Here is a 22,094-nt window from a genome sequence, read left to right as displayed (position 1 = left end):
TATCTGATGTCTGATGTCTTTAAGTCTCATGTCTCTTTGTCTTACGGTCTCCAAGCTCTCAAACATGCGTTATTGTCATGGATGCATCGATTTCTATAGAAATTTGTAAAAATATGCTTTAACACTTTACTAACGGGGGGGGTAATGCTATCCTAATAACATGAAAAGGAGTTTATTTTTACTTTTATCATGGTCATATTCGGGAGGGATAGGTATGAAGAAAGAAACAAAGAAACTCATTGCCGCTGGTATCGTGATGGCTCTCAGCTGTGGCGCGTGGGGAAGCGTGTCGGCAGCAGGAAACGGCGTTATTTCTGCAGGAGAGCATACGGGGGAGTCTTTTGTTTGGAAAAATGTGAATGAACCATATGCGGTGGATACTGATAGCGTTGGCGAAAGCCGAACAATTTCAATTACAACTAAAACTATTGATATTGAGTCGACTTCCAACAAGAATCAGAACGTGTGGGTGGCTGATGCTTATAACGGAAATGAATTGATTCTTGGAGATAGTGAAACGAAGTCAATTACTCTCAAAGGGGATAATTCCTATAAAGGATTGAAGGGGCAGGTCATCGGATTAATGTCTAATGGTCAAGGAAGTACAGTTACAGTAACCGCTAAAGATCTTGACATTTCGGTATCCGGTGAACGTGCCATAGCTATCAATGTAGGAAATAATACACAGTATGATGGAGTCACTCAGCCGATTCCATCTGATGCAGCAAAGATGACGATCAATGCAGATCGCATTCACATATCCAGTAATGATACAGGATTAGGGATATTTTCTAATGGTCAATTGACTATGAATGGGGATGTCACTATTGATGCGCCAACAGATGCATTGGGTGTTCGTGGTTTTTCTACAACGAATATCAATGCGGGTGGTAAGCATAAAACGGTAATCAATGGGGACATTAACTTCGGTACGCCCAATGAAGAGGGAGGAAACGGTCATAACAGCGGCAATAAGATTGATGCTACATTGAATATCAATTTCGCTGGTGAAGGCTCTCAGTGGACAGGGAGAGCGTATCAGGAGTTTGGGAAAACTACATCGATAGAATTATCTGATGCACCAACGTATTATGGTAATGCTACAGGTCTGACTTTGAACTTCTCTGATGGGGCGCAGTGGAATGTGACGGGAGATAGCTTTGCCAATCATGTCGTTGCAGAAAATGGGGCTGCGGTCAATGTGACCAAAGATGCCAATAAAGTCAATATTGACACCATTAAATTGGCAGATAGTACAGTTAACCTGCAGGGCAGCAAGCAAAACGTAAAGGTCAATACATACGAAGGCAATGGTACAGTAACAACAGCATCGTTACAGAATAAGCTGACGATCGGTGACAAAGCAGAAGGTGCTAAGCTCAAAGTCGAAGGCTCGGGCGAGATCGGCGACAAGATCCTAGCGGGCAAAGCCACACTAGAAGATCTTGCTGCCACGGCTAAAGTGGGGGATAAAACAGCTTCCGATGAAGTGGAGACACAGGATGGCATCATCGCCGGCAAAATGTTTGCCAAGGTTACTGATGGCAAGATCGATGCCTCGACGGTCAAGAGAGCCATTCAGCAGCATAACCAGGCGGTCAGCAGCATGGCGAACCTCTCCCTCATGACCTGGCGTCAGGAAAACAACGATATGAATAAACGTCTCGGTGAAGTACGCGCAAGCGAAGGCAATCAGGGCATCTGGGCTCGTATGGCGCGCGGTCAGTCTAAGTATGGACAGCAGGGCATCAAGAACCAGTACAACTACTACCAGCTCGGTTACGACAGCAAGATTTCCGATGACTGGATCGTGGGCGGCGCCTTCACCTATACCGACGGGGACAGCAGCTATACCAATGGCAGCGGTACGAATAAGCACACCGGCTTTGCCGTATACGGCAGCAACCTTCGAGATGACGGCAGCTTCATCGACCTCATTGCGAAGTATGCACACATGAAGAATGACTTCGACGTGAATGGCGGTGTAGGCAGCGGCGACTACAGCACGAATGGTCTCTCCTTCTCCGCGGAATACGGCAAGCGTTTCCATCAGGAAAGCTACTGGATCGAACCGCAGGCGGAACTGACCTACGGCAGAGTCTCCTCGGCAGACTTCATGACGAAGAATGGGGCATCCGTCCATCAGGACAGCATGGACAGCCTCGTCGGACGTCTCGGCTTCTCGCTCGGCAAGGATATCAAGCAGGGCAATGTATACGTCCGTGCGTCCTACCTCTATGATTTCCAGGGCGACACCTCCGTGACGATGTCTAAGAACGGAGCAGCGACCTCCTTCAAGACCGACCTCGGCGGCGGCTGGTGGGAATTCGGTGTCGGCACGAACCTTGACCTCGGTCATGATACCCATTTCTATCTGGATGTAGAAACCACCGCAGGCGGCGATGTCGATACGCCGTGGCAGTGGAATGCAGGGGTGCGCTACTCCTTCTAAAGAAAGAGCGGATGCGCCGGCAATCATTGAAAAGTAAAAAAGAGCCTACTGAGGATGTTTTCTTCAGTAGGCTTTTTGTATAGAGAAATCAGAGGTCAGGCTGAGAGAGGACACGTTGGTGCGTAGTCTAAAGTCTTCAAGTCTTACTGAGCAGCCAATGTTTATACTGCGTGTAACAGAATGAGTTCTTGCAAATGGCAGACAAGGGGGGTGGAGTGTTATAATAGTAATGAGTATCAGTAAAAAGCGATCTAAATGGCGGAGACTGAGAGAGCAGGAGACATGAGGTATCTGAAGCTTCCCCGTCTAGTGCCATTTAGTCTCTCAGTCTGACATCTGACGTCTAACATCTCAAATACCAAAGGAGCAAATAATACATGAAAATACTTGTTACCGGCGGAGCCGGATTCATCGGTTCCCACTTGATGCGGACACTCGAAGCAGCAGGCCATGAAGCCATCGCGCTGGACAATCTCTCCACCGGCCTTCGTGAGAACCTGCTCCCGCATATGAATCTCATCGTCATGGACATCCATGACAAAGTCGTCGAAGACGTTTTCAAAAAGGAACACTTCGATGCCGTCGTGCATCTCGCGGCGCAGACCCTCGTCTCCGACTCCATGACCGATCCCGAGCACGACATGCATGAGAACATCGCCGGCACGGTCCGTATCCTCGAGTGCTGCCGGAAATACGGCGTCAAGCGTATCATCTTCTCCTCCTCCGCAGCGACCTATGGGGATGTGGCCGATAGCGCGCTCCCGATTTCCGAGACCCTGCCGCAGCAGCCGCTTTCCTTTTACGGCCTCACTAAAAAGACAGCCGAGAATTATCTCGAGCTTTACCGCCTCGCCTATGGCATAGACTATGTCATCCTCCGCTTTGCCAATGTCTACGGCGAACGGCAAGGCGACGGTGGAGAAGGCGGTGTCATCAGCATCTTTGCGAAACGCATGGCTGAGGGGAATGGCATCACCATTTTCGGCGATGGAAATCAGACCCGCGACTTCGTCTATGCCGGTGATATCGCAGACGGCATCCTTGATGCGCTCACGACCGAAGCGGCCAATACCGCCTACAACCTCAGCACTTCTGAGGAAACCAGCCTGAAAGAACTGGTAGCCATCCTCTCCAAAGTCTCCGGCAAAGAGATCGTCCCCGCCTACGATAAACCCAGAGAGGGCGACATCTACCGTTCCTCCTTGAACAATGCCAAAGCGAAATGCAATCTCCAATGGGAGCCCAAGATCTCCCTCGAAGAAGGACTCCGGCGCACCTACGAAGACTTTGCGAAAAGAGAAGGCCAATAGTAAGTCGTCGGCGGTATGAAAGCCTATATGAGATAATCGTCATCTCATATCACCGCCATTTGCAGAATACCGATTTTCCAACAATTTTCTTCTCCCGCCACGCAGAAATTCGAAAGCTGACGCTTTCGTCTATCCCGGCCTTTGGCCGCGCCCTTCTCCAAGGGGGAACGCGTTTAAGAACTGTCTCATATGGTGAGAAAACGTCCAGCGTGCTAACTGAGTAGGCCCTTGGAGAAGGGCCGCGCCAAAGTCGCAGGATGGATCCTCGAAGCGGTAGGGCGACTTATGAGAAGGCCATAAAAAGAGAAAGAAGAATCTGCTGTGCAGATTTGTGCCTCTATGAGGCACATCCATCCCGGCCTTTGGCCGCGCCCTTCTCCAAGGGGGAACGCGTTTAAGAACTGTCTCATAGGGCAAGAAAACGTCCAGCATGCTAACTGAGTAGGCCCTTGGAGAAGGGCGAACACGTTTACCCGTAATCCAAAATGTCATGCAAGGAGGTTTTTCTTCATGCGCATCTATAAAAACCCTGCCATGAAAGAGCGAGCTGGCGAACTGCGTGGCCACATGACGCCGCAGGAGACGCTCCTCTGGAATTATTGTCTGAAGCACCTTCCTGTGCAGATCTACCGCCAATACGTCATAGAAAGCTACATCGTCGATTTCTTCTGCAGGAAAGCACGGCTCGTCATCGAAGTCGACGGCGCGCAGCATCGCTCTTTGGAAGGTATGAAATACGACGAAAAGCGCAGCAGCCGCATAGAGAAATACGACATTCTCGTCATCCGCTTCTCAAACTTCGACATCGAGCACAACCTCAAAAATGTGGGGCAGTACATAGAAAATATCATTCGGGAACGTTTGCGATTGCTTGAAACCAATCCGTCGTAGCCGAATGAAAGCGAAAGAGAGATAGTCCGAAGTGGGTAGCCCCTTAGAGAAGGGGCGCGTCAAAGGCGGAGGATGGATCCCCGAAGCGGTGTGAAAGGGAAAGTGAGCTAGTCCCGAAGTGGGTAGCCCCTTAGAGAAGGGGCGCGCCGAAGGCGGAGGATGGATCCTCGAAGCGGTGCGAAAGCGAAAGTGAGATAGACCGAAGCGAGTAGCCCCTTAGAGAAGGGGCGCGCCGAAGGCGAAGGATGGATCCTCGAAGCGGTGCGAAAGCGAAAGTGAGATAGACCGAAGCGAGTAGCCCCTTAGAGAAGGGGCGCGCCAAAGGCGGAGGATGGATCCACGAAGTGGAAAGAAAGTCAATGTAGGGCAGTCCTCCGCGGGAAGCTCCTTCGCATAGACAAAAAACGCAAACTCTCGACAACCATTAAAGCAAAAACAGCCACCATTTTTACAAAATAAAGGAGCGTATCAAAACCCCATGGATCAAAATGTATTCCATAAACTGCAGCTCGAAATTCTGAATGCGATCGACCTGCTACTACTGACAATGACATATGGGATCTGCTGGTACGCCTACTACGGAGACGAGATATCTACTCCTTTCTATAATCTGGGGAATGAGATCATGGTGGCACTCTTTGCGATCCGCTACTACTTCATCTCGCACCTCTATCATGGATACCGAGTTTCCATCAGCCGCATCTCAGACCTTGTTTATAGCCAGACCCTGGCAGTCTTCTTTGCCGATGCGATGATGTACGTCATCACTGTCCTTATCAATCGTCACCTCATTAATCCCATTCCTCTTGGTCTCGCCTTCCTTGTCCAGTTTGCCCTCATTATTGGCTGGTGCACCTTCGCACACCACTGGTATTTCCGAAAATTTCCACCGAAAAAGACCGTCATTATTTTGGGCGAAGGGCGTGAGGTGAACCCTCTCATCAAGCGCTGCGGTATGGATATCCATTTCGAAGTCATCCGCACCCTCGCCTCCGAAGAATGCCTTAGCAATTTGGACTAAGCACTTCAGGACGCCGAGTCCATCTTCCTCTGTGGCATCCACAGCCATGAGAGAAATATTATCGTGAAATACTGCGTTGCCCGCGGCATCGACTCCTTCGTCCTGCCTCGCGTCGGCGACGTCATCATGAGCAGCGCCGAGAAGATCCACCTTTTTTACCTGCAAATCCTGCGCGTCTGTCGATACTCCCCATCACCTGAGTACCTCTTCGGGAAGCGCGTCATCGACAGAATCTGCGAAGAATGATATTGTTGCCGCATACCTTTTGCTGGAGGAGTCCTATAAGAACGGTGGAAAGCTTCTTGTGGCTGGCAATGGTGGTTCTGCAGCAGATGCGGAGCATATCGTTGGTGAGCTGATGAAGGGCTTTAAGCTACCCCGTAAGCCTGAAACAGATTTCGCAGAAAAGCTGATTTCCGAGAATCAGGAACTCGGAGCTGTCCTAGCAGAAAACCTGCAGGGGGCGCTTCCCGCAATTGCATTGGATGGGCATCCTGCCCTGTCCACAGCTTATATGAATGACTGCGAACCGCTGCTTTGCTTTGCACAGCAGGTCAATGGATACGGTAAATCCGGGGATGTATTCCTTGGCATTTCCACCAGCGGCAATAGCAAAAATGGGCTGTTTGCGGCGACAACCGCACACGCTAAGGGAATGAAGGTCATTGGACTGACGGGGGCAAAGGATAGCAAACTGAAGGATATGAGCGATGTGTGCATCAAAGCCCCGCAGACGGAGACTTACATGATTCAGGAGCTACATTTGCCCATCTATCATTGCCTATGCCTGATGCTGGAAGATAAGTTCTTTGAATAAGTGAAAAAGGGGAGCCGAAGGATACCAAAGGGCGAACGGAAAGCCCTTTGGTCAAAAAATAACCATGCGAAGGCGTGACTCCGCCGTTTAAAAATGCTGCATCTACGTGGAGAATGGCAGGCAACGGAGCAAATGAAAAATATTCTCTGGCTAGAACGATATGACATTGTGATGTAAAGCATAAGGAGCCTACATATGGGGAAAAAATATGCGGATTTTATGGATGAGATTTCAGCGGATGACTTATATAAAGGTTTACTAGCGTTTGGGCTGTTCTCGAACAAGATTCCACCTGTATTCAGCAGCACTTCTTTTTTTGATTACTGTGAAAAAAATCATCCGACATTTTCCAATAGTGATCATGACTATGTCCGTTATAAGACACTCCGCAACATTAATGTACCCAGACAATTAGGAATTCCTGTACCAATGGCATATGAAAAAATGTGTTCTGTGCTAAAAAGCAATTGGAGTGATATCCAATCGCATTTTCACACCTATACAGACTCGCAAACACACGTTATCAGTAGAATTCATATTCAAAAGAGAAAGAATAAAGATGAACTCTTTGAAATGAATTACGATGACTGGAGAAATGCTGGTTCACCGAAGGACGACCTGTTGATTGGGAAGCGATTTGTTGTAAAAGCAGATATTTCAACTTTTTTTCCTAGTATTTATACGCATTCAATTCCGTGGGCATTGGTGGGAAAAGCAGTCGCGAAGCAGAATCGAAGCAAATCCAAGTGGTTTAACAAAATTGATAAAAGGTGTCAATGCGTAAAATATGGCGAGACACATGGACTTTTAATTGGACCTCATGCGTCAAACCTTATATCTGAAATGATACTCACAGTAGTGGATCAAAAATTATACGATAAAGGTTGGAAATTCGTTCGCAATATTGATGATTACACCTGCTATGTGGAAACAAGAGATCGGGCGAATTCCTTTATAGTAGACCTTGGTGTTGCGTTAGAAGAATTTGACTTACAATTGAATAACAAAAAGACGAAAATAGAGGAACTTCCAGATACGGTGCTTGAGGACTGGGTTAGGAAGCTAAATGGATTCAGTTTACTAACCTCATATGGGAAGGTGGACTATAAACAGGCAAGAGCCTACTTCGATTTAGCAATTGAACTTATGAAAATAAGCGGTGGAAATGCTTCGGTACTAAATTACGCAATCAAGGTTTTATCAAAACAGAACCTTACGGACAATGCAAAGGGATATAGTTGGAAGATGAGTATGCATCTTTGTATACTATATCCGTATTTGCTATCCATAATGGATGAGTATGTTTTTTAAGCCTTTGGTGCTCCAAAAGATGAGATTCAAAAGTTTATTGATTTGGCTTATGAGGACGGATTAGAAAAGCAAAACTATGAAGAATGTAGCTATGCTATCTATTTTGCACTGAAGTATGATATGGAAGTAAAGTGCATCGAATCGTTTAAAGTGGCAGCAACAAATGATTGCGTTTATAAATCATTGTCTTTTCTTTACTTTAAGAAGAATGGGGATTCTTCCAGCATTATTTGCCTACAGAATGATGCTAAGAGTCTAGCGCAAACTGACATGGATAGGAACTGGTTATTCATATATGAGGCCTTAGACCAACGAAATTTAGTTGGAGATTGGGCTGCTATGAAAAATCAAGGAGTATCATTTTTGAAAAGTGAATTCAGATATTAAGGAGGAAATTAAGAGCAAAAGTCCAACTGATTTTGAGGAACATACATTTGAGTTGATATGAAAACTTGGCCATACTCAAAACATGGCTACGCCATCCAGATATGTTGTCTCTACGTGGCGGATGGCAGGCAACGAGATTCTCTCTCGGCTAAAGCATATATTCGTCACTTCAATCTTTGGATGAGGAAAAACTATAATGGGAAAGTATTTTGGGACTGATGACTTCCGTGGTGAGGCTGGAATAACTCTGACCGCTGACCACGCCTACAAGGTTGGTCGTTTGCTGGGCTGCTACTATAACGCTTTGCGTGAGCGCAACGGCAACAACGAGCCTGCACGCATCGTTGTTGGCAAGGACACCCGCCGCAGCTCTTGTATGTTCGAGTACAGCCTGGTCGCAGGCCTGACCGCCTTCGGCGCAGATGCCTACCTGCTGCACGTTACCACTACGCTGTCTGTGGCCTACATCGCCCGCGTGGACGACTCGACTGTGGCATCATGATCTCCGCCTGCCACAACCCCTACTACGATAACGGCATCAAGCTGATCGACTGCTATGGCGAAAAGATGCCGGAGGGAATCTTGCTGTTAGTCGAGGCTTACATCGACGGCAAACTGCACGTGTTCGGATAAGGACTGGCTGGAGCTGCGCCCGAACAGAGGCGGATTAGGAGGAGGTAGACAAACAGCAGAGCTATCTGGAAAGAAATGCTCCGTATATCCCAAGCCTGAGCCAGCGCGGCATCCATACAGAAATCCACTTGGGTACTGCAGAAACGAATCACCGGTTCTACAGCTATCGCATGAAACGGCAAGGGCGGAGCTGGTCCAGCGAAGGAGGAGTACATGGTCTGGGTACTGACCGCCCGGAAGAATAAGACGCTTACGCAAGCCCTCTTATACCATGCTAATGGGAAGAGCTACAAAAAGATGGATAGAGCCATGCACAAAGCCGTGGTGCAGGCAGAGCGCAGAATGAGAAACTATAGGCCAGAATGCCCGGAAGGGCGTATAGGCGTTTATGGAGCTTCTTCTTCCCCCATGGGAAGACTTGCCAGAGCTATACAGAAATACTGATTAAACCAAAGCCACGGAGATAGTAATTATCGACAGTCAAATGAATTACCGAGGAAAACTTGACACTTACGTAGATCTTCTCCTGTTTTCCTTTTTGTTCATTATCCATGGGCAGATGACCGGCATATATAAGGCAGGGGATTTTGCTTTCAGATTTTTACTTAATTTATTCGGCGCATTCAGTGCTTTTTCCATACTGGTTCAGTGGTCCAGCCGCTGTAAATGTGGACGGATGCCGATTTTCAAATATTTGTCTCACAGAACCATGATCGTTTATTTGCTGCACCAGCAGGTCATTTATTTCTTTATTACCTGGCTGAATGGTGCTGTTCCACCGATTGCACATGGAGTTATTAATTTTATAGGAACCATGATTATTACTCTTGCTCTTTCAGAAGTCGTTTTGGGAGTGAAGGTTCTCAGATATTTGACGGGAAATTAATTGATTGTTCTGAATTATAAAGTACATTGTACTATCAAATGCCATTTTGGATGAATATTTTACGATATGTGTGGGCATTACGAAACAGGGAGGCTAAGGATGTCGATAAATCAGTTCAAAAAGCCAGATCCTGGTAACTGTATTCGTATATTAAGCCCCCATCTGAGATGGGGGACCCGGTGGAGCCGTAGCTTTGCCTAGAGTATAAAAAATCCTCCAGTGTTAGAATAAAGAGGGTCTAGCAAACCACTTTAGCTAACAAAGGAGGAGTCCAAATGGACAACAATAGTATAGCTCATACCAAATGGAATTGCACATATCATATCGTATTCATCCCAAAATATCGCAAGAAAGTATTCTACGGGCAAATGAGGAAAGATTTGGTTGAAATCATCCGAAAATTGTGCGAGATGAAGAAAGTGGAACTGATCAAGGGAGCTGCATGCGTGGATCATGTGCATCTGTATCTCGGGATACCGCCGAAGTTGAATATATCAGACGTAGTAGCCTATATCAAAGGGAAAAGTGCGTTAATGATATACGACCGGCATCCCGAGATAAAAGCCAGATGGGGAGAACGGCATCTCTGGGCACGAGGCTATTATGTAGAAACCGTCGGGAATATCAACGAAGAAGTTATCAAGCGTTACATTTCAGAGCAAGAAGAAAGCGATAAGTTCGAGAAGTAAGTAAGACGAATAAGCGAAAGAGCCGCCATAGGCGGCTGTAAGTACAAAGACGATTTGCTAGACCTGCCATAGGCAGGTGTCAGTACAAAACCCCGGAGGGGTTCCAAATAAACCCCCATTTGAAATGGGGGTTGCTAACTTTCTAGAAAAATTATTTGATTATATCAGTCTATGTATCTACCGATATTGTTATACTGTTATAATGATGTGGAAAACTCCACAGGCCATTTATCCTAATGGAGTCCAAAATGATAGATGCCTTACACCTTCTTTGTTTTGGCTTATCAATTTGCTTCTTTTGGAATTGTTTTCCTACAATGTCGGTGGTAGCGATATTGCAAATGTGGTTTTCAAACATGATATTGAAAACCATTTGTATTGGCCTATCTATAGCTTTCTGTCTTTATTTTTAGGAACAATCATCTTCTCTTTGATCCTGACGTGGAAACTTCAGAAAAAGAGCGAAGAGTCATATTTTTTAAGGATTCTTGGTTGTGTCCAATATGCTAGTGTATTTTATTTACCCTATATAATATTAGCTAATATAATTAATCTTGTTTTTACTTTTTTCAGTTCCAGAGGACTGTTAGTACTTAATATCTTTTTTGGAAATGCCAAAGCCTCATTACAAAATACCGAGTTATTAGATGTAGTGCGGATTTTGGGGAAAATGGCGCTGCAGGATTATTTAATGGTGCTAATTGGAGCATTTTTATCTTTGGCTATTTGGATTGGATGTGTCTTAGGCTGGGGAAGAGCAGTATATCTGGCACTTGCCTTAAAAAATTCTGTCAGGAATTTCGCTTTGGCAATGATTATAATGGTTGGGATTGCATTATTACCGTTTGGGGTTGAAATGGGGCAGTCTGTTCGAAAGTCGAATCTTTTTATTGATGCGGTAGATGAAGTGAAAATAGAAGAATTGGATAAGGACAGGAACTATTTATTGCTTAGTTATTTGTGCCATTATATAAGTCAATCCATCCATGATGATGAAGCTAATCAGTATAAGTATGAACTTTTGTCAGTCCTCTATAGGCTGGGCTATATTTATTATGATTTAGGATATACTGATACTGGGGGTGATTTTTCCGTATTTAACACCGATGTAAATTCATTAAATACTTGTAAATCATATTTAGATATAGCGAAGAGTATCTATAAGATTTGTCAAGGTGAAATTGGCTTACTAGAGAATGAGGATAAGCTTGGTGTGAAACCGGGAGATACTATAGGAATAAAAGGGGATCCTAGTACGAATTTTAAATTAGAAAATCCAACTCCAAATCAAGATTATTCTTATTATTCGTCAGAAATGGTGACTTTGAAAAAACGTTTAGATAATCTTGAAGAGTTAGAGAAAAAGGTAAGCGCAGAAAATGGGGATTACATTTATCCGGATCTTTATATTCCTGTGAATCAGGCATATGAGATTCCAGTATATGCAAGGCTGAGCCTAGCGTTCTTTCCTTTTTTCTTCTGCTTTTAATTCAGGAAAGTAATTTTGTATCTACAATCTTAATATAATCCAAATATCAAATTAAAAGTAAAAAGTTTAACAGAAAAGGAGAATAAAAATGAATATTGCAGTTGCCGGTACCGGCTATGTAGGTCTTTCTTTAGCCACCCTTTTGTCACAGCACAATCATGTGACAGCGGTGGATATTATCCCTGAAAAGGTAGACATGGTAAACCATCGTAAGTCTCCCATCTAGGATGATTATATTGAAAAGTATCTGGCAGAGAAGGATTTGGATCTGACTGCCACGCTGGATGCAGAAGCTGCTTACAGGGATGCCGATTTCGTCATCATCGCGACACCTACCAACTATGATTCCCAGAAGAATGTCTTTGATACTTCTTCCGTAGAAGCAGTGATTAAGCTGATAATGAAGTACAATCCCCATGCTATCATGGTGATTAAGTCTACCATTCCGGTAGGCTATACGAAAGCCATCCGTGAAAGAAGAGTATCATCTTCAGTCCGGAGTTTCTCCGCGAAAGCAAGGCTCTCTACGATAACCTGTATCCCAGCCGCATCATCGTGGGTACGGATTTGAAGGACGAAAGGCTGGTGAAGGAAGCTCATGACTTTGCTTCTCTTCTTCAGGAAGGAGCCATCAAAGAAAACATTCCTACCCGCTTCATGGGATTCACGGAAGCGGAAGCGGTGAAACTCTTTGCCAATACCTATCTGGCCATGCGGGTTTCCTATTTCAATGAACTGGATACCTATGCAGAAATGAAAGGACTTCAGACAGAAGAAATTATCAATGGTGTCTGCCTGGATCCCAGAATCAGGGAATTCTACAATAATCCTTCCTTTGGTTATGGTGGTTATTGCCTGCCAAAAGATACAAAGCAGCTTCTGGCGAATTATGAGAACGTGCCGGAAAATCTGATCGAAGCGATCGTGAAGTCGAATCGGACGAGAAAGGACTATATCGCCGATAAGGTGCTGGAAATTGCTGGCTACTACCATGACAACAGTGAGTATGATCCGAGTCAGGAAGAGTCGATGACGATTGGCGTGTATCGCCTGACGATGAAGTCGAATTCGGATAATTTCCGCCAGAGCAGCATCCAAGGCGTCATGAAACGCATCAGGGCGAAGGGCGCGCAGGTCATCATCTATGAACCGACGCTAGAGGATGGTACGACGTTCTTTGGCAGTCTTGTGGTGAATGACCTGGCAAGGTTCAAAGCGCAGAGCCATGGCATCATTGCAAATCGCTATGATCACTCGCTGGATGATGTGAGAGGGAAGGTGTATACCAGAGATCTGTTTGAGCGAGATTGAGTTGGTTAACGGTGGATAGTTGCTGGTAGCGTAAGAAAAAATTGATATGAGTTAAAAGTCCGGGAGGCTGTAGTAGCGGCCATTATATTCCGGACTTTTGTTATTATGGTATAATTTTTATAGAAGTAGAATTTTATCTAGATAGTTGCTTACGATATTGTTTACTAACATCAAGACTTATCATAAATATTTTATGATATAAATAGGGAGAGAATCCAATATGGGGAATTTTGATATATTCAATTTCTTGTATGCACTGGCTGCTTTTGTTATAGGTGCTGCTGCGATTCTTGGCGCGATGTTGGCATTGATGTCTGTTTTTCCTATACAGAAAATAGATAATAGGGAATCTATGTTATGTCAGCGACTAAATGAAATGGTATCAATTGCAAGTCAAAATGTTATTACTTTAGATGAATTCATGATGAGACGACTACATTTAATGAATGTGGTGAAATCTTATAAACAAAACTTTGAGGAAGGAGAGCATTTAAAAGCCAATATGTGAAGTTGGTAAACCATGTTGAATTTATCAGTGCGTCCATACAATTTTTTTTGATGACGACTTTCATATTTTTTACGTTAGTTGTTCCACTATTAGCCTTGTGGCAAGTGGTTTCTATATGGTTATGGGGATTAATAGTTTTCTTTTTAGTGGGTATTGGAATTAAAGTAAACAGGACACGTATTGGAGATTCTCTTTTTGATAAAATTACACATAAACGAAGGGAATTCTTGAAAAGCATATTTATAGAACGTAATCGAATACAATATCCTCAACCGCCAAGTATATTTCATCCATGTTTTTTAGAAAATGCAGAATTAAAAAGCCAATTGCCATCAATCGGTGAGAAGTTGGATATTTTGTCCATGCGGTCTTTTTCCGTGGCTTCATTTATGGAGATTCACGAAAATTCTGAAAGACTTGCTGGGGATCCACAGCCGCGAATGACAAAGTATTGCATAGGGGCATTGGATGATGTGGAAAAATATGGAATTCAATCGTATGTCAATTTTTATGTTCCTGCTTTAATGAAAATGAATGTTGATTTGACGATAACTGTTCAATGCAACTGCAAAGATATCGATTGGGAAGATAGAACGTTTAAAATTAAGGTAGATGAATGGAAGAGGTTTTACAAGGATAAGGACTACTGTGAATTGGTACTTAGAAGCACTATTCCACCGGAAAAGATATGTAAAGTGATGGTTGAGTTTAAAGATACCAATGTAACATTTTGGTATAAAAATATGTACAGTGAGAGACCTAATATTCTAACGTGTTATACTTTTGGCTGGAGCGGCGGCACTTACTATAATACATTAAAGTTTAATTATGTTGATTCTTTGAAGATAGAGCAAGAAAAGCAGGAAAATGAAGAGTAGGATTGATATTGATTTGATTACAGAAATTGCATTTGTAGTTGTAAATGATAATGAATATATAATGGCCCCATAGATTCAAACCAGCTCCATGAATTATAAGTGCGTTCTTGTGGCATAATCCGTGTTTTCTTAGATCAAATCACTATCAAGCCTAAGAAAAAGTACGACGCAGAGTTCAAAACCAAGATGATTCTGACCATTATCCAAGGACAAGGAGGAGAATACCATCTGTGCCGACTTTATGGCAGCTCGCGTGGTGCGTAAGTGGATTCAAGAATTCCTGTAGCATGCGTTTTTGCGCATTTGACTCAGATTCTGAGATGAAAGCGGGTAAGCCTAAAGAGAAAGAATGGTCAGATGCTCATTCATCTGGCAGTTCACATTGGCGTGTGGTTCCTTTCAAGTGGTGCTTTCGACAAATAAGCACTTCTTTGATGAAACGGTCATTCGATGAATGAAATCAACAAAACGGTAACATTTTGTTACTATTTTGTTGACCGGAATGCGTTAAGGTAGTAATCTATTCGAAGGAGGTGCAAGGGAAATGACCGAATGGATCAGGTTGAAAAGGGTAGACATTATAAACTTGCAGAATGTCGAATACGGGACGATCACGCTTTCTTCTAAAGAAGGGAAGTGGATGTCAGACTGCAAAGCGGATGTGTTGGGAATTTATGGGCAGAATGGTTCAGGGAAAACGACATTTGTCCACGCCATGAAGCTTTTGAAGATGATTTTACAGGGAGAGTCTCTGCAGTATGAAGCGTTGCCCTATATCACGGAGGGGAAAATGGAAGCTGGGATGATGGCGGCTTTTCAGTTGCGTTGTGATGGGAGAATGTACTATGTTGAGTACAAGGTGACGCTTCGTAAAGAGAAATTTGACGAAGACCATAGGGGCGGAAATGAAAAAAGGCTGGGGGTGTATGTCAGCCGGGAAGAATTGAAGATTTCTTCTTTTGATGGGGGAAGATGGGGGAGAAAGCATACGCTGATCGTGCAGGATCAGGATGTAGAAGTCCTTTTTTCTCCACAAAGTCTGATAAAGAAAATGACAGGGGATAAGAAGGAGAAACTGATTGATCTGCTGGTCGCGAAAAGTCTGGCTCGGAAGCAGTGTACTTCTTTTCTGTTCTCTCATGATGCATTCTCCTTGTTCGTTGATGAAGGCGGGGAGCTTGGGAGTGTCTGCCGGGCGCTTCGGACGTATGGGCAGAAATATTTGTATGTGATCGATACGCGCGGCTGGGGGCCGATCAATATGAATGCGGGAATCCCGTTGTATTTCCGTGTAGAAAATAAGATGCAGCACAGGCTGGACGCTGGCGTGGTTTTATTCTTACTGGATAGGCCAACGGTCATGCCGAAAGAGCTGTATGAGCCGCTAAAAAAAGTGATCGCGATGATGAATCCGGTATTGGGCGAGATGATACCTCATCTGCAGCTGGAGTTAAAAGATATGGGGGAGCAGGTACTGCCGGATGGGAAAGAAGGTTTGGCACTGGAAGCGATGTCTATTCGCAGTAAAAGCAAGGTGCCGCTCCGGTATGAATCCGAGGGAATCAAGAAAATCGTGGCGATACTGAGTATGCTTATTGCTGCGTATGCGGATTTCTCTATCACTCTTGTGGTAGATGAACTGGATGCGGGGATTTTCGAGTATCTCTTGGGAGAGCTTCTGGCTATTTTTGAGAGTTCCGGGAAGGGGCAGCTGATTTTTACCTCGCACAATCTGCGTCCGCTGGAGACGCTGTCGAAGGAATCTATCATTTTCACGACGGTGAATCCGAAAAATCGCTATGTTCGCTTGAAAAATATTAAGCCCAATAATAATCTCCGCTCTGTTTATTATGGAGATATTCAATTAGGCGGGACGCTGGAGCCTTTGTACGAGAGGACAAATAATATCGCCATTGAGTATGCGTTGAAACGGATGGCTCGACCCGTCAGCAAGGAGGGTGTATGCCAGCAAGACTAAAGGTACTGCTTTTTCTGGTGGAAGGGATTACGGATAAGACATCTCTGGCTATGGCGATGACGCGACTCATCAGCAAGAATAACATCCAATTTGAAATCATGGATGGGGATGTGACAGCAGACTACCGGATCGCTTCTTCGGCTATTGCAAAGGAAGTAGGAAATCGGGTGAGATGTTTTGCAGGAAGGCAGCACTTTCAGGCGAAAGACTTCTATAAAGTGGTGCATATCATCGATTCAGACGCAGCTTTCATCCCTGACTCGCAGATTTTGGATATGAGCTTGAGTTCGACGCTTTTGGGGGCGGATCGTCGTATTTTTTATGATTCTGAGCAAGGCATCTGGACGAGAAATACGGATGATATGATTCGAAGAAATCAATTAAAGCAGGCAAAGGTGAATAAACTCAGAACTCTTTCCAAAGTCTACCGCTCGGTTCCCTATGAGATATATTATATGTCAATGAATTTGGAACATGTCTTCTACGACCAGCCAAATGCTTCCCGAGAGGAAAAAGTAAAGTGGGCGGATGAAAAGGTAGAGGAGCTCATGGGGGATCCGCAAAGCCTTGTACGTTTTTTTGATTCTCCTCACATAGCCTTGGGCGGGGCGGACTATCAAGAAAGTTGGAATTTTATAGAAACTGCGGATAACTCCTTGAAGCGCTGCAGCAATTTTAATATCTTTTTTGATAGAGCTAGACAGGATGGCATTTTACAATGCTCTCACAGATGCAGACCAGCGTTTCCTTGAGGGTGAGAATAAGTCAGGGCGCGCCATCTGCGCTGACTTTCATCTGTCCTCCAGTATAGTGCGCAAGTGGAAGCAAGAACTCTTGCAGCATGCCCTTCGAGCATTTGACTCAGATTTTGGAGAGAAAATGGGGGGAGAAAGGTGGCCTACTTGATCAGATGTTTTCCCTTGGGGGGCTTTCGCCGAATTGGTGGGGAGGCCCAAGTTTCTCAGAGTATGATTTAGGGGGGGATCTATCGGTACAATGGCGATGAGAGTTATTGGGGGGATCGCTCGGGCTCTGCTACCTGCCGCCTCCACCTGATGAATAGTTATTACACCGGAGGAAGAGCTGTTGTGGAGTCGTGAAGCGTGCCTAAAATTTCAAAACGTGGTCTTGGCAATCGGCTCATTACTCAAAAGGCTCATCCTGCAGATTTGCGGGCTGGGCCTTTTTGCTGGCTGTTGGCAGTTGGCGAGAGTGGGATTGTCAAACATTTCTTTCATACGGCTACGAGGACCCATCCTGCGCCGATGGTGTGGCTCCCCTCTAAGGGCCTACGGGATTTGGAGTGGCTCATATTAGCTCTCATATTGCTACGTGTGAATTTCCAAACCTAAAACCAACCGAATTGTCAACGTTGAATAAAGTCGAGAGTTGTTATATGATATGTATGTTAACTTTACAGACTCATAGGTATAACAATCGAGGCGATGAAGATGATCAGAGGAGAGGCTGCACTGGCCGGCGGAAGCCGGACGAAGGAGATGGTGCTCTTTGGTTTGTTTACAGCACTGATCGCGATCGGGGCGTTTATCAAGATCCCGGTGCCGGTGTGTCCGTTTACGCTGCAGCTTTTGTTTACGACGCTGGCAGGGCTTATCCTGGGGAGCCGAAACGGGGCTTGCTCGGTGGGGCTGTATGTGCTTCTGGGGCTCGCTGGGGTGCCGGTCTTTACAGAGGGCGGTGGGCCTTCGTATATTTTTCAACCGACATTTGGATACCTCATCGGGTTCATCGCGGGTGCATGGCTGACGGGTTGGATCTCAGAGAGGAGCGGAGACTTCTCTTTCGGCAAGACTCTTTTTGCAAATCTGGCGGGGCTTCTGGTGGTGTATCTTTTCGGGATGGTGTATGTGTACATCATCAATAATTTCTATCTGGGGACGCCGATCGGGGTCTGGCCGGTGGTGCTGTACTGTTTCGTGCTGGCGGTGCCAGGGGATATCTGTCTGTGCATTCTGGCAGCGATGCTGGCATCGCGGCTGAAGAGGGCGCTAGGGAAATAGCGGAGGGATCTCTTCTGCATTTTCAGACGACGTGTGAAGGTGAGGCGCATGGAAAGGGCTCGGTGCAGGCTGCATGGCTCTCGTCCGATGCCGCACATGATATTTTCTTTCGCGCAGGATGATGAATGGCGTTTGGGTACATGGTCAATGGTGAAGGGATAAACCCGTCACGTTTTATACGAAGGAAGGCATAGCAATGAGCAAGGGACTTTTTATCACGGGGACGGATACGGATATCGGGAAGACCTATGTGACGGCGCTTCTGGTAAAGACGATGCGTCAGAATGGGTATGATACGGGCTATTACAAGGCGGCGGTCAGCGGGGCGCCGACGGTCGCTGCATCGGATGCGGGCTTTGTGAATGAGTTCGCGGGGATCCATGAACCGGAGGAGATGCTCTTGTCGTATCTCTATCAGCATGCGGTGTCTCCCCATCTGGCGGCGCGCCTTGAGGGGCATCCGCTGGAGAAGGATGTGATCCTTGCGGCGTGGAAGCGGGTGACGGAGGCGTATCCGTATGTAACGATGGAAGGGTCCGGCGGCATCGTGTGTCCGATCCGCCACGATGAGAAGGCGGTGTACTATCTGTCGGATATCATTTCTTGGCTGCATTTGCCGGTGCTTGTCATCGCGGATGCGGGGCTGGGGACGATCAATCATGTGGTAACGACGTGCGAATATATCACCCATAGAAATATTCCGATCCGGGGCATCATCCTGAACAACTGGAAGGGCGGCGTGATGGAAGAGGATAATGTGAAGATGATCGAGGAGATCACGGGGGCCTCTGTCATCGCGAAGGTCGCGAAGGGGGATGAGATTCTCCATTGCGATCCGAAGGTACTGGAAGGATTGTATCAAGAGGTGTGATGGATAGTTTGCGGCAGACAGTGGCAAAGGTGGCATTGTCCAACATGGGTTTTATACCGCTCGTGGGATCCATCCTGCGCCTTTGGCGCGGCCCTTCTCTAAGGGCCTGTTCAGATGGAGGAAAACCCAAAACCCAAAAACCATAAATCGTACACATGATTTCCAAACAACCTACAACAAAGTAAAAGGAGAGAAGTCTGATGAGTGAAATCAACTGGGAAGCGGAGGATGCGAAGTATATCTGGCATCCGGCCATGCAGATGAAGGATAATGAGGTATTTCCGCCGGTGGTGATCGACCATGCGAAGGGGTGCTATCTGTATGACACGCATGGCAAGGCGTACCTGGATATCATTTCTTCATGGTGGTGCAATCTTCTGGGGCATGCGAATCCGGAGATCAATGCGGCGCTGAAGCAGCAGGTGGATGAACTGGAGCATGTCATTTTCACAAATTTCACGCACAAGCCGGCGATCGAGCTGGCTCGTGAGCTGTCGGAGCTTTTACCGGCGGGGCTCACGAAGTTCACTTTCCATGATAATGGGTCGTCTGCGGTCGAGGCGGCACTGAAGATGGCATTCCAGTATCAGTATCAGACGGGACATCCGGAGAGGACGCGCTTCATGTGTCTGCCGGAGTCGTATCACGGGGAGACGATCGGGGCGCTCTCGGTCGGCTCGATGGATCTGTATGCGAAGATCTTCCATCCAATGCTGATGAATAATATTCATTTCAAAGGGCTGGACTGTTACCGCTGTCCATACGGCAAGACGAGAGAGACGTGCGGCGTGGAGTGCTTCGAGGACGCAGAGGCGGCCTTTAAGAAATATGGAAAGGAAACTGTGGCGTGCATCGTGGAGCCGATCCTGCAGGGCGCGGCCGGCATGCGTATCTATCCGGCGGAGTATCTCCGAAAGCTTCGAAAGCTCTGCGATGAGTACGGCGTGCTCCTGATCGATGATGAGATCGCAGCGGGCTTTGGCCGCACGGGCAAGCTCTTTGCGATCGAGCATGCGGGCGTGTCCCCGGATATCCTCTGCACGTCGAAGGGACTGACGGCAGGCTATATGCCGATGTCCATCACCATCACGACAGACAAAGTGTATGATGCCTTCTATGATGATTTCGGCACGCACAAGGCCTTTGTCCACAGCCATACCTATGCAGGAAATCCGATGGGCTGCGCCATTGCGCTCACTGTCCTCAAGATCATGAAACGTGACCATATCCTCACGAAGGTGAATGAGAATGGGAAGTACCTGCATGAGCAGCTGATGCAGGCTCTCGGCAGTCACAAGAATGTCGGAGAGATCCGTCATATCGGGCTCATCCATGCGATCGAGCTGGTCGAGGATCCGAAGACGAAGAAGGCTTTCGATCCTTCGCGCCGTATCGGCTGGCATATTTTCAGAAAGGCCATGGATCTGGGGCTTGTGCTTCGCCCGATGGGGGATATCATTTATTTCAATCCGCCGCTCAATATCACAAGAGAAGACCTGGATCGGGGTGTCTCCCTCTGCAAGGAAGCTGTCGAAGCCGTGCTGGGGAAGTAGAGACTGGTGGTTAGTGACTAGTGACTGGTGACTGGTCGTCAGAAATCAGATATCAGACAAGGAGCACAAAAAGACCCGTGATTCTCAAACGAGGGAATCACGGGTCTTTTTGTGCTTGAAGTCTGAAGTCTGAAGTCTGACATCTAATGTCTGACGTCTAATCCCCAGTCTATCAGAATTCTTCCACCAGCTTGTAGCCTTTGCCTTTGAGAAAGGCTTCGGTCTCGGACTCGGTGGTGCTGAAGACGGCGATCGGGGAGCTGGTCGCACGGTCGAAGGAAATGTAGAGGTAGCGGATCATGACATTGGCTGCCTGAAGGTCGCCTAAGATGCGGTCGAGGGCGCCCGGCTTGTCCGAGCCCATATCGACGGCGATGACGAGGTCGACACGGCACTGGTAGCCTTCCTTTTCAAGGATCAAGACGGCTTCTTTCGGTTTATCTACGATGAGGCGGACGATGCCGAATTCCGCGCTGTCGTTGGCGAGCATGGTGTAAATATTGATGTTCTCCTTCGCAAGAATGGATGTCATGCGGGAGAGGGCGCCCTGACGGTTCGCCGTAAAGATGGATACCTGTTGTAACATGATGGACCTCCTTGGATGGGTGAATGTATTTTTACATTGTAGCATAGATAGGGGGAATTAGAAATGGGATTCGGGTTCAAGGTTCAGGGTTCAAGGTTGTGGTGGCGGCTTCGCCACACATATATAATGCGGCGAAGCCGCCACCATAATCCCGACCCCCGAAGTTTGAAAGCAGGGATGAGTGGCTAGGGATTAGGTGTCGCAAGTGACTGGTGACTAGTGACTGGCATGCCAGCTCATGGCATCGCCATTATTTATGCTTCGCGGCGCATTTCGTCATCCTGAGCGGAGTGAAATGTCGGATGTTCGATCATGTAAAGGCAAAACAGTGAGAACTGAGTCGAAGGATCTGGCGCCGCACCACCATTTCGCATTTCTAATTTCTCATTCAAGCGAAGCTTTCATACGGAGTCAAAGGGCGCCCCGCCCCACGGGCTAACCCTGAACCCCGAACCCTAAACCCTGAACCTGCTCCCTCTTTCCATTCCCTTTTCCCCTTATT

20 protein-coding genes and 2 pseudogenes are annotated in these 22,094 nt (G+C 46.4%); 21 read left to right on the top strand and 1 reads right to left on the bottom strand.

Annotated features, from left to right (window positions below; genetic code table 11):
• Nucleotides 1-214: 214 nt before the first annotated feature.
• From ACGG9R_RS09445 to bioA, 21 genes and pseudogenes are all read left to right on the top strand, one after another.
• Nucleotides 215-2,452: an autotransporter outer membrane beta-barrel domain-containing protein gene (locus ACGG9R_RS09445; RefSeq protein ID WP_390154366.1), complete on the top strand. Its 2,238-nt coding sequence runs from the start codon at nt 215-217 to the stop codon at nt 2,450-2,452.
• A 377-nt stretch (nt 2,453-2,829) separates the two neighbouring features.
• The gene (locus ACGG9R_RS09440; protein ID WP_390154363.1) at nt 2,830-3,762 is read left to right on the top strand and encodes an NAD-dependent epimerase/dehydratase family protein; all 933 of its coding nucleotides are present in this window, start codon (nt 2,830-2,832) and stop codon (nt 3,760-3,762) included.
• Between the two features lie 510 nt (nt 3,763-4,272).
• Nucleotides 4,273-4,653: an endonuclease domain-containing protein gene (locus ACGG9R_RS09435; RefSeq protein WP_390154361.1), complete on the top strand. Its 381-nt coding sequence runs from the start codon at nt 4,273-4,275 to the stop codon at nt 4,651-4,653.
• A 478-nt stretch (nt 4,654-5,131) separates the two neighbouring features.
• Nucleotides 5,132-5,674: a hypothetical protein gene (locus ACGG9R_RS09430; RefSeq protein WP_390154358.1), complete on the top strand. Its 543-nt coding sequence runs from the start codon at nt 5,132-5,134 to the stop codon at nt 5,672-5,674.
• 63 nt (nt 5,675-5,737) lie between these two features.
• Entirely contained in the window at nt 5,738-5,920 is a 183-nt protein-coding gene (locus ACGG9R_RS09425) for a hypothetical protein (RefSeq protein WP_390154355.1), read from the top strand.
• A gap of 19 nt (nt 5,921-5,939) precedes the next feature.
• On the top strand, nt 5,940-6,491 hold the full coding sequence (locus ACGG9R_RS09420; RefSeq protein WP_390154352.1) for an SIS domain-containing protein: 552 nt from the start codon (nt 5,940-5,942) through the stop codon (nt 6,489-6,491).
• A gap of 195 nt (nt 6,492-6,686) precedes the next feature.
• The gene (locus tag ACGG9R_RS09415; protein ID WP_390154349.1) at nt 6,687-7,802 is read left to right on the top strand and encodes an RNA-directed DNA polymerase; all 1,116 of its coding nucleotides are present in this window, start codon (nt 6,687-6,689) and stop codon (nt 7,800-7,802) included.
• 583 nt (nt 7,803-8,385) lie between these two features.
• Entirely contained in the window at nt 8,386-8,691 is a 306-nt protein-coding gene (locus ACGG9R_RS09410; protein ID WP_390154347.1) for a hypothetical protein, read from the top strand.
• Entirely contained in the window at nt 8,688-8,822 is a 135-nt protein-coding gene (locus tag ACGG9R_RS09405; RefSeq protein WP_390154344.1) for a hypothetical protein, read from the top strand. Before ACGG9R_RS09410 ends, ACGG9R_RS09405 begins: the two co-directional genes overlap by 4 nt.
• Nucleotides 8,777-9,266, top strand: a pseudogene (locus ACGG9R_RS09400) (UPF0236 family transposase-like protein); the annotation flags it as partial. The gene ACGG9R_RS09405 and the pseudogene ACGG9R_RS09400, both read left to right, overlap by 46 nt.
• 40 nt (nt 9,267-9,306) lie before the next feature.
• On the top strand, nt 9,307-9,708 hold the full coding sequence (locus ACGG9R_RS09395; RefSeq protein ID WP_390154341.1) for an acyltransferase family protein: 402 nt from the start codon (nt 9,307-9,309) through the stop codon (nt 9,706-9,708).
• Between the two features lie 275 nt (nt 9,709-9,983).
• A complete protein-coding gene (gene tnpA, locus ACGG9R_RS09390) occupies nt 9,984-10,397 on the top strand; it encodes an IS200/IS605 family transposase (RefSeq protein ID WP_045172396.1) in 414 nt (137 codons plus the stop codon).
• A 76-nt stretch (nt 10,398-10,473) separates the two neighbouring features.
• Nucleotides 10,474-11,886 (top strand): hypothetical protein, encoded by a 1,413-nt coding sequence (locus ACGG9R_RS09385; protein ID WP_390154338.1) that lies wholly within the window; start codon nt 10,474-10,476, stop codon nt 11,884-11,886.
• Between the two features lie 88 nt (nt 11,887-11,974).
• Nucleotides 11,975-13,197 (top strand): annotated as a pseudogene (locus ACGG9R_RS09380) (nucleotide sugar dehydrogenase).
• 220 nt (nt 13,198-13,417) lie between these two features.
• Entirely contained in the window at nt 13,418-13,705 is a 288-nt protein-coding gene (locus ACGG9R_RS09375; RefSeq protein ID WP_390154335.1) for a hypothetical protein, read from the top strand.
• Between the two features lie 50 nt (nt 13,706-13,755).
• Nucleotides 13,756-14,583 carry a hypothetical protein gene (locus ACGG9R_RS09370; RefSeq protein ID WP_390154332.1) on the top strand — a complete coding sequence of 276 codons (828 nt, stop codon included), beginning with the start codon at nt 13,756-13,758 and terminating at the stop codon, nt 14,581-14,583.
• 544 nt (nt 14,584-15,127) lie between these two features.
• Nucleotides 15,128-16,561 carry an ATP/GTP-binding protein gene (locus ACGG9R_RS09365; protein ID WP_390154329.1) on the top strand — a complete coding sequence of 478 codons (1,434 nt, stop codon included), beginning with the start codon at nt 15,128-15,130 and terminating at the stop codon, nt 16,559-16,561.
• A 17-nt stretch (nt 16,562-16,578) separates the two neighbouring features.
• Complete coding sequence (locus ACGG9R_RS09360) at nt 16,579-17,313, top strand: hypothetical protein (RefSeq protein WP_390154326.1); 735 nt, start codon at nt 16,579-16,581, stop codon at nt 17,311-17,313.
• Between the two features lie 699 nt (nt 17,314-18,012).
• Nucleotides 18,013-18,582: a biotin transporter BioY gene (locus tag ACGG9R_RS09355; protein ID WP_390154324.1), complete on the top strand. Its 570-nt coding sequence runs from the start codon at nt 18,013-18,015 to the stop codon at nt 18,580-18,582.
• 196 nt (nt 18,583-18,778) lie between these two features.
• Nucleotides 18,779-19,453, top strand: coding sequence for a dethiobiotin synthase (gene bioD, locus ACGG9R_RS09350; protein WP_390154321.1), 675 nt, complete (start codon nt 18,779-18,781; stop codon nt 19,451-19,453).
• A 200-nt stretch (nt 19,454-19,653) separates the two neighbouring features.
• Nucleotides 19,654-21,006 carry an adenosylmethionine--8-amino-7-oxononanoate transaminase gene (gene bioA / locus ACGG9R_RS09345; RefSeq protein WP_390154319.1) on the top strand — a complete coding sequence of 451 codons (1,353 nt, stop codon included), beginning with the start codon at nt 19,654-19,656 and terminating at the stop codon, nt 21,004-21,006.
• A gap of 172 nt (nt 21,007-21,178) precedes the next feature.
• Here bioA and ACGG9R_RS09340 read toward each other — a convergent pair whose 3' ends face one another.
• The gene (locus tag ACGG9R_RS09340; protein WP_390154316.1) at nt 21,179-21,592 is read right to left on the bottom strand and encodes an amino acid-binding protein; all 414 of its coding nucleotides are present in this window, start codon (nt 21,590-21,592) and stop codon (nt 21,179-21,181) included.
• Between the last annotated feature and the right edge of the window lie 502 nt (nt 21,593-22,094).

The sequence above is a fragment of the Dialister sp. i34-0019-2H8 genome (assembly GCF_042846925.1).
In the GTDB taxonomy this organism is placed as follows: Bacteria; Bacillota; Negativicutes; order Veillonellales; family Dialisteraceae; genus Dialister.
This window is presented reverse-complemented; position numbering and strand designations above follow the sequence as displayed.

Excerpts from the sequence above, each read along its gene's own strand:
- ACGG9R_RS09415 (WP_390154349.1), top strand. The coding sequence starts at position 6,687 with ATGGGGAAAAAATATGCGGATTTTATGGATGAGATTTCAGCGGATGAC.
- tnpA (WP_045172396.1), top strand. The coding sequence starts at position 9,984 with ATGGACAACAATAGTATAGCTCATACCAAATGGAATTGCACATATCAT.
- bioA (WP_390154319.1), top strand. The coding sequence starts at position 19,654 with ATGAGTGAAATCAACTGGGAAGCGGAGGATGCGAAGTATATCTGGCAT.
- ACGG9R_RS09405 (WP_390154344.1), top strand. The coding sequence starts at position 8,688 with ATGATCTCCGCCTGCCACAACCCCTACTACGATAACGGCATCAAGCTG.
- ACGG9R_RS09355 (WP_390154324.1), top strand. The coding sequence starts at position 18,013 with ATGATCAGAGGAGAGGCTGCACTGGCCGGCGGAAGCCGGACGAAGGAG.
- ACGG9R_RS09445 (WP_390154366.1), top strand. The coding sequence starts at position 215 with ATGAAGAAAGAAACAAAGAAACTCATTGCCGCTGGTATCGTGATGGCT.
- ACGG9R_RS09375 (WP_390154335.1), top strand. The coding sequence starts at position 13,418 with ATGGGGAATTTTGATATATTCAATTTCTTGTATGCACTGGCTGCTTTT.
- bioD (WP_390154321.1), top strand. The coding sequence starts at position 18,779 with ATGAGCAAGGGACTTTTTATCACGGGGACGGATACGGATATCGGGAAG.
- ACGG9R_RS09430 (WP_390154358.1), top strand. The coding sequence starts at position 5,132 with ATGGATCAAAATGTATTCCATAAACTGCAGCTCGAAATTCTGAATGCG.
- ACGG9R_RS09370 (WP_390154332.1), top strand. The coding sequence starts at position 13,756 with ATGACGACTTTCATATTTTTTACGTTAGTTGTTCCACTATTAGCCTTG.
- ACGG9R_RS09365 (WP_390154329.1), top strand. The coding sequence starts at position 15,128 with ATGACCGAATGGATCAGGTTGAAAAGGGTAGACATTATAAACTTGCAG.
- ACGG9R_RS09410 (WP_390154347.1), top strand. The coding sequence starts at position 8,386 with ATGGGAAAGTATTTTGGGACTGATGACTTCCGTGGTGAGGCTGGAATA.
- ACGG9R_RS09440 (WP_390154363.1), top strand. The coding sequence starts at position 2,830 with ATGAAAATACTTGTTACCGGCGGAGCCGGATTCATCGGTTCCCACTTG.
- ACGG9R_RS09395 (WP_390154341.1), top strand. The coding sequence starts at position 9,307 with ATGAATTACCGAGGAAAACTTGACACTTACGTAGATCTTCTCCTGTTT.
- ACGG9R_RS09340 (WP_390154316.1), bottom strand. The coding sequence starts at position 21,592 with ATGTTACAACAGGTATCCATCTTTACGGCGAACCGTCAGGGCGCCCTC.
- ACGG9R_RS09435 (WP_390154361.1), top strand. The coding sequence starts at position 4,273 with ATGCGCATCTATAAAAACCCTGCCATGAAAGAGCGAGCTGGCGAACTG.